This is a genomic window from Brytella acorum (assembly GCF_029309905.1).
Taxonomy (GTDB): domain Bacteria; phylum Pseudomonadota; class Alphaproteobacteria; order Acetobacterales; family Acetobacteraceae; genus Brytella; species Brytella acorum.
This window is the reverse complement of sequence record NZ_JARBJP010000027.1, coordinates 1-5,249: the sequence shown is the minus strand read 5'-3', so window position 1 is coordinate 5,249 and position 5,249 is coordinate 1. Positions and strand designations below refer to the sequence as shown.

Annotated in this window: 10 protein-coding genes; 8 read left to right on the top strand and 2 right to left on the bottom strand. The window is 57.6% G+C overall.

Features of this window, described 5'->3' with window-relative positions:
• The 3 genes from PWM43_RS15190 to PWM43_RS15180 form a co-directional block, all read left to right on the top strand.
• On the top strand, positions 1-299 hold a 299-nt coding region (locus PWM43_RS15190), incomplete at its 5' end, for a hypothetical protein (RefSeq protein WP_289843311.1).
• A gap of 10 nt (positions 300-309) precedes the next feature.
• Complete coding sequence (gene relB, locus PWM43_RS15185; protein ID WP_289843310.1) at positions 310-537, top strand: type II toxin-antitoxin system RelB family antitoxin; 228 nt, start codon at positions 310-312, stop codon at positions 535-537.
• Positions 537-815, top strand: coding sequence for a type II toxin-antitoxin system RelE/ParE family toxin (locus PWM43_RS15180; RefSeq protein WP_289843309.1), 279 nt, complete (start codon positions 537-539; stop codon positions 813-815). Before relB ends, PWM43_RS15180 begins: the two co-directional genes overlap by 1 nt.
• Positions 816-822: 7 nt before the next feature.
• On the opposite strand, the gene PWM43_RS15175 is transcribed toward PWM43_RS15180, so the two are convergent.
• A complete protein-coding gene (locus tag PWM43_RS15175; RefSeq protein WP_289843308.1) occupies positions 823-1,083 on the bottom strand; it encodes a hypothetical protein in 261 nt (86 codons plus the stop codon).
• 107 nt (positions 1,084-1,190) lie between these two features.
• Between PWM43_RS15175 and PWM43_RS15170 the strand changes: the two genes are divergently transcribed.
• Both PWM43_RS15170 and PWM43_RS15165 read left to right on the top strand, forming a co-directional pair.
• Complete coding sequence (locus tag PWM43_RS15170) at positions 1,191-1,562, top strand: hypothetical protein (protein WP_289843307.1); 372 nt, start codon at positions 1,191-1,193, stop codon at positions 1,560-1,562.
• An 82-nt stretch (positions 1,563-1,644) separates the two neighbouring features.
• Positions 1,645-1,827, top strand: a complete 183-nt coding sequence (locus tag PWM43_RS15165) for a type II toxin-antitoxin system RelE/ParE family toxin (protein ID WP_289843306.1) — start codon at positions 1,645-1,647, stop codon at positions 1,825-1,827.
• Positions 1,828-1,833: 6 nt separating this feature from the next.
• Here PWM43_RS15165 and PWM43_RS15160 read toward each other — a convergent pair whose 3' ends face one another.
• Complete coding sequence (locus PWM43_RS15160) at positions 1,834-2,973, bottom strand: MobA/MobL family protein (RefSeq protein ID WP_289843305.1); 1,140 nt, start codon at positions 2,971-2,973, stop codon at positions 1,834-1,836.
• Between the two features lie 456 nt (positions 2,974-3,429).
• Here PWM43_RS15160 and PWM43_RS15155 point away from each other — a divergent pair, with 456 nt between their 5' ends.
• The 3 genes from PWM43_RS15155 to PWM43_RS15485 all read left to right on the top strand — a co-directional run.
• Positions 3,430-3,963 (top strand): RNA 2'-phosphotransferase, encoded by a 534-nt coding sequence (locus PWM43_RS15155; protein ID WP_289843304.1) that lies wholly within the window; start codon positions 3,430-3,432, stop codon positions 3,961-3,963.
• 655 nt (positions 3,964-4,618) lie between these two features.
• Positions 4,619-5,059 carry a helix-turn-helix domain-containing protein gene (locus PWM43_RS15150; protein ID WP_289843303.1) on the top strand — a complete coding sequence of 147 codons (441 nt, stop codon included), beginning with the start codon at positions 4,619-4,621 and terminating at the stop codon, positions 5,057-5,059.
• Positions 5,060-5,079: 20 nt separating this feature from the next.
• Positions 5,080-5,249, top strand: a 170-nt coding sequence (locus PWM43_RS15485) for a helix-turn-helix domain-containing protein (protein WP_394356098.1), incomplete at its 3' end; no start/stop codon positions are given.

The window sequence follows — 5,249 nt, the reverse complement described above, 5'->3', positions numbered from 1 at the left end:
AGGCTTTTCGAGACAACAAGAACCAGTGGCGGATCAAAACCGATGATCTGAACGCTTGGCTCTCTGCACACCCTGCACAGTGTGCGCACACTGTGCAGGAAGAGGTCGATGCACACCCTTTGCACACCCCTGCACACCCCGCCCCAATCGCTCAAGATACGCTCGAACTGGTGCGCATGAAGACCGAACTTGAAGCCGAGAAGACACTCCGGGCGACCATCGAGGCTGACCGCGATCACTGGCGCGAATTAGCTCAGAAGCTGGCCGAATCACGACCTCGCAAATGGTGGTTCTGGTGATGAGTGTGCTATGCTCGATCTCACACCAGCCGACAGGAGCCACATGATGAGCCACGCTCTTTCGCCCATCGTCTCCGAGTTTGAGACGGTCGAACAGGAAGCCGAATACACCGCATGGCTTCAGGCTAAGGTTGCCTCCAGTCTGGCCGATAGAAAGCCGACCATCCCCCATGATGAAGTTATGGGGGAGATGGAAGCGATCATCGCAGCCGCAGAACAGCGTCGCCGATCTGCCTGATGTTCCCTGTTGTCTGGCGTGATACCGCCCGCGCCGATCTGCGTCAGATCATCACAGACATAGCCGCCGAAAACCCCGGTGCCGCCCGACGCCTGAAAATCCGTCTGGAAACGGTCGTTCTACCCCTGTCAGAGCATCCCTATCTCTACCGAACCAGCGACCGGATTCCCGGCCTGCGCGAGATCGTGGCACACCCGAATTACATCGTCCTGTATCGCGTGACATCGAGCAGTATCGAGATCGTCAACGTAGTTCACGCCCGCCGTCAGTTCCCCTGATAATTTATCAGAACTTGTATCCGGCGCGGACGCCCGCCGCGAAGATCGCGGCGCGGGTCGCCGAACCTTCCTGAGATTTCAGATAATCACTATCGATACCTGCTGCATGCGCCAACGCAGCAAACACGCCGAACGGAAGGAGAATGACAGGAAGTGCCATGAAGAACAAAGCCGCCTTCATGGACACACCAAACATGGCGCTGGCAACAAAAGCCGCCACCACACCAACAAAGCACAACCGAAACAGCGCCTTCACAGTAATTCTCATTGCCAGTCTCCCATAAGGAACTTCAACCAATGGCACGTGGAAAGCATATCGTTTCGGGTTTGGTCATCACAATTGGAATCAATTTTTTCCTATCGACAGCCCAAGCCTTGGCGGAAACAGCATTATGGGTACCCGTGAAGCTGACACGGATTGCCCGAAACGTGGACCATGATCCCAAGGGGATATGGCCGGATAGTGACGTTCCGAGGACCGATATCCTCTATGGGGAGTACCAGAGCGCGAAACCACGCGGGACGGTCGCGATCTCAATGCTGATCGGCGGCGTGTGCGATTCACCGTCTGAATGTCCTGTGCGCGCGGTTTTCGTGCCCAAGGGGAGCACGACTAAGCACGACTTGGCGGATGGCAGCGATCAGGTCTGTGCCAGCGGCGACGGGATCGAACTGAAAACCGATCTGACGGCGCTGCGCGGGTGCAACATGCCCGTCAAGCTCAATCCCATTAAGTCAGCACATTGACCTATATGACCCCACCCGGACGCCTTCGGCGGCCTACGGCGCTCCCGCGCTGCGCTCGCTCCGGGTCTGCTCTGCCTTTTGCTTGGCACGTCTGTTCGCTCATGAAACAGGAAGATTTAGCGGCTACCTGCCCGAGCGCGGCAGACCCGCTATTACACCCGGCACGCGAGAGCTGGTGTCCTGCTGGCCGTATGTGATCGTCTATCGCATCACCGGTTCAACGGTCGAAATCCTGAACATCTGGCATAGCGCCCAAGACCGCTAAATCGCCTCACATTCCCGGTCCATTACCCAAGTCGTCGTCCCAGTCGATATCTGGGGCAGGTAGCAAACGCTGCATCCGTTCCACTAAACCATGCAAAACCTCAAAGACTGACCGAAGTAGCTCAAGCCATCTAGACGGCGCTCGTGGTGTCAGCTCATCAGACCGCACCTGTAACCGGGCAAACTCGTCCCGGCGCTCAGACACCCAAACAGGGTTGAGTTCTTTCCAGTCCCACACGTTATGCTGATTGTTCCATCGCTCCATATCTTCAACCGGACCTTTGACACGCTCTACCAGTTCGGATGCCTCTTTCAGAATCTCCCGGCGTTTCGCGTTCCGGAATCTGATGGCTTCCTTCCTCTGGCGCTTAACCTCTTCCGCTCGATGCTCCGCGTCGAGACGCGCCTGATAGGCAAGCCACTCCTCCACATCCCGCGCTTCCTGTTCGGGGTCATCAGCAGTCGATATCAGATCGGAAAGCGACAGAGGCTTGGGTTTGGGCTTCTTCTGGCTCTCGATCCGAACGCGAACAGCGCTCACCTCTCCACGCCGCTCTATAGCCGTTACAGCAGGACCGACATGCACGCCCGGCTCTCGCGTTTCTCCTTGATCGGCCAGACTACGCCGGTCAATCCTCGCGACTTCTCCGGCCGCATCGAGAGCGGCATTGGCGAACCGTTCCCATTCCGCCCGGATCAGATCCACCGACTTGGCATTCGAGAGACCCACAACCACCTTGCCGGTCTCGAAATCCTTGTCGCGTAGGACGATGTGAGCGTGATGGTTCCGGGCATCGTCTCCGGACGGTCGATGAATGGCAGCCAGCCAACTGCCACGGCCAGCGGTCATACGTCCGCAGAAGTCCCGCACCAGGGCGGCGCGTTGCGCGTCGGTCAGTTCGTGCGGCAGGGCGACCATGACCTTGGTGACAACGCGCCCGTTCTTTCGGTCGGCCTGCTCCTGCTCGTCTAGCCACTTCCGGGCGGCACCGCCCCGTGAGCCGATCCGGGCAGTCGGCATCCGTTCAGCCAGCACTGCAACGGCAGCGGTCGAACGGGTAATGTAGCCGACATGAGCGCCTGCTGTTCCCGCCTGCTTCTGTGTGCCTTTCCCGATAGCCGACACGTTTACGCTATAGATTGCCACCGTTACCGCTAACGCTTTCAGTGTGTTGCCAACACCGCACGGATTACGTTAGTAATCCATATGTGCGCCCTCGCTTAATGCTCGGGATCAAAAGAGGACTGCAAAACCGTGTCTGACGCAAGAAAAAACGATGACGCCGACCTTGCTGAACGTTACCGCACTATGATGGCACAGAACCGGGCGCGCTCTGAAAAACACAGGGAAGAACAACGGGCTAAGGGGTTAGTGCGCGTTTCCGGTTGGATACATCCAAGCCACCGGGATGAGTTCAAGGCATGGCTAATCGGTAAGGATGAACCCAAGCCGTGATAATGCGACACAGATAGGACCAACTCGACATGAGTCGACACAGGTCGATACGACCCGACATTCCTAAAAAACCGCAGTTTTCCGGTGCCTGTAGATGGTTTGTTCTATGAAAGTGTTCGGAGCATCCACGCCTTTTTCGACCATCCGATGAAGGATTCCGAAATCGCCCGGCTGCTGTCCCTGATCCTGCGACATGAGCCGGAACGGATCGGCCTGACGCTGGATGGGCAGGGCTGGGCGAACGTGCCCGACCTGATCCGGCTGGCAAAGCGGGCAGGAAAGCCGTTCGACCTCGCCACCCTGCAACGGGTGGTCGAGATGAACGACAAGCGGCGCTTCACCCTCTCCCCGGACGGCCAGCGCATCAGGGCCGCGCAGGGTCATTCCCTCCCGGTCGATCTCGGCCTGCCCGCCGTCCAGCCACCCGATCGGCTCTGGCATGGCACCGCCCGCGACAACCTGCCCTCGATCTTCCGGGATGGTCTGAAACCGGGTCGCCGCCAGATGGTCCATCTCTCCACTGACCGGGATACGGCGCAGCGTGTCGGGGAGAGGCACGGAAAGGCCGTTATTTTGGCTGTAGAGGCTGGTCTGATGTTTCGGAATAGGATTCCATTCTATCAGGCCGACAACGGCGTGTGGCTCGTTCCTAGCGTCTCTCCGGCCTATCTGGCGTTCTAACGGGAAACATGGACTGTCCCCACACACTCCTTCCCCTTGAGCAAATCCTATCTAGCTCGGTTCTGCTGACCTTGCAGCACCAGAGCGAGCGCAGCGCGGGAGCGCCGTAGGCCGCCGAAGGCGTCTGGTGTGGATAACTCCCCGTTAAAAAGGTCTCTGATCCGCCCCCGAGGGTCCACAGGACCCGAGGCCCGCTACCGCTCACGAGGGCGTTCGCGGGCCTCGTCCCGTGGGCTTCGTGGACGGCCCTTAAGATCATAGAAAGAGAAACAAAAAAAGTTGTTGTTTATCAGAATGTTATAAGGGGGGGGTGCCTCACCAGCTATGAGGCACCCCTGCCTCATAGCTGGTGAGGCAGGTTTGAGTGAAATCTGCTCATCCAATGGCAATATTTATTTTATTTTTGAAAAAATTTAGCTAATGAATTTGAGTGAAATCTGCTCATGGCGTGAGCAGATATATTTTCTTTCGGGTGTTTTTTCTCTCACCTATGAGGCACCCCTGCCTCATAGGTGCGAAGGCATAGGGTGATGTGGTGAAGACTCGAGAATTAGGAGTGACAACAGCTCCATCCGGCTCATGGGTGCAGGTCGAACGAGCAGCATTAGAACGCTGGTCACGGTTAGGAATGGAAAACCCTCGCGCTGCATCTGTGATGATGACGCTGGTGCATCACATGGGGCGCAATAATGCTGTGGTCGTATCGCAAAAAACGCTTGCTGAACTATGCGCGTGCTCCCGAGCAACGCTTCAACGGGCACTCGATACCCTTCGGTCCGGAAACTGGATTGATGTCCGCCAGATCGGCCCGACCGGTACTGCCAACGCCTACATCGTGAACCGCAGGGTTGCATGGTCCGGGGCAAGAGCTGGACAGCGTTACGCTCTATTCGATGCTGCGGTCGTGGTCTCAGCCACAGAACAGCCAGACGCCGAAACCCTAGACGACCTCCCTCCCCTTGAATCCATCCCGGCCATGTTCAAAGGCGAACGCCAGTTACCGACCGGCCCCGGTATGCCGCCCCCTTCCCAACCATCTCTTGATGGTCTGGAACCCGACTTGCCCGCCACCAGCCGCGACGATCCTGCACAGTGAGCGCGCACACCCCTGCGCACATGTCGCCTGCACAGGCTGCACAGGTAACTGACGTTTCCCGATGGACGATCATGCGCGCCATAAAATCTGGAGATTTGCAGGCTTTTCGAGACAACAAGAACCAGTGGCGGATCAAAACCGATGATCTGAACGCTTGGCTCTCTGCACACCCTGCACAGTGTGCGCACAC

Bases quoted from the DNA above. Each gene is read 5' to 3' on its own strand.
- relB (WP_289843310.1), top strand. From the start codon at position 310: ATGCTCGATCTCACACCAGCCGACAGGAGCCACATGATGAGCCACGCT.
- PWM43_RS15180 (WP_289843309.1), top strand. From the start codon at position 537: ATGTTCCCTGTTGTCTGGCGTGATACCGCCCGCGCCGATCTGCGTCAG.
- PWM43_RS15175 (WP_289843308.1), bottom strand. From the start codon at position 1,083: ATGAGAATTACTGTGAAGGCGCTGTTTCGGTTGTGCTTTGTTGGTGTG.
- PWM43_RS15155 (WP_289843304.1), top strand. From the start codon at position 3,430: ATGAAGGATTCCGAAATCGCCCGGCTGCTGTCCCTGATCCTGCGACAT.
- PWM43_RS15150 (WP_289843303.1), top strand. From the start codon at position 4,619: ATGATGACGCTGGTGCATCACATGGGGCGCAATAATGCTGTGGTCGTA.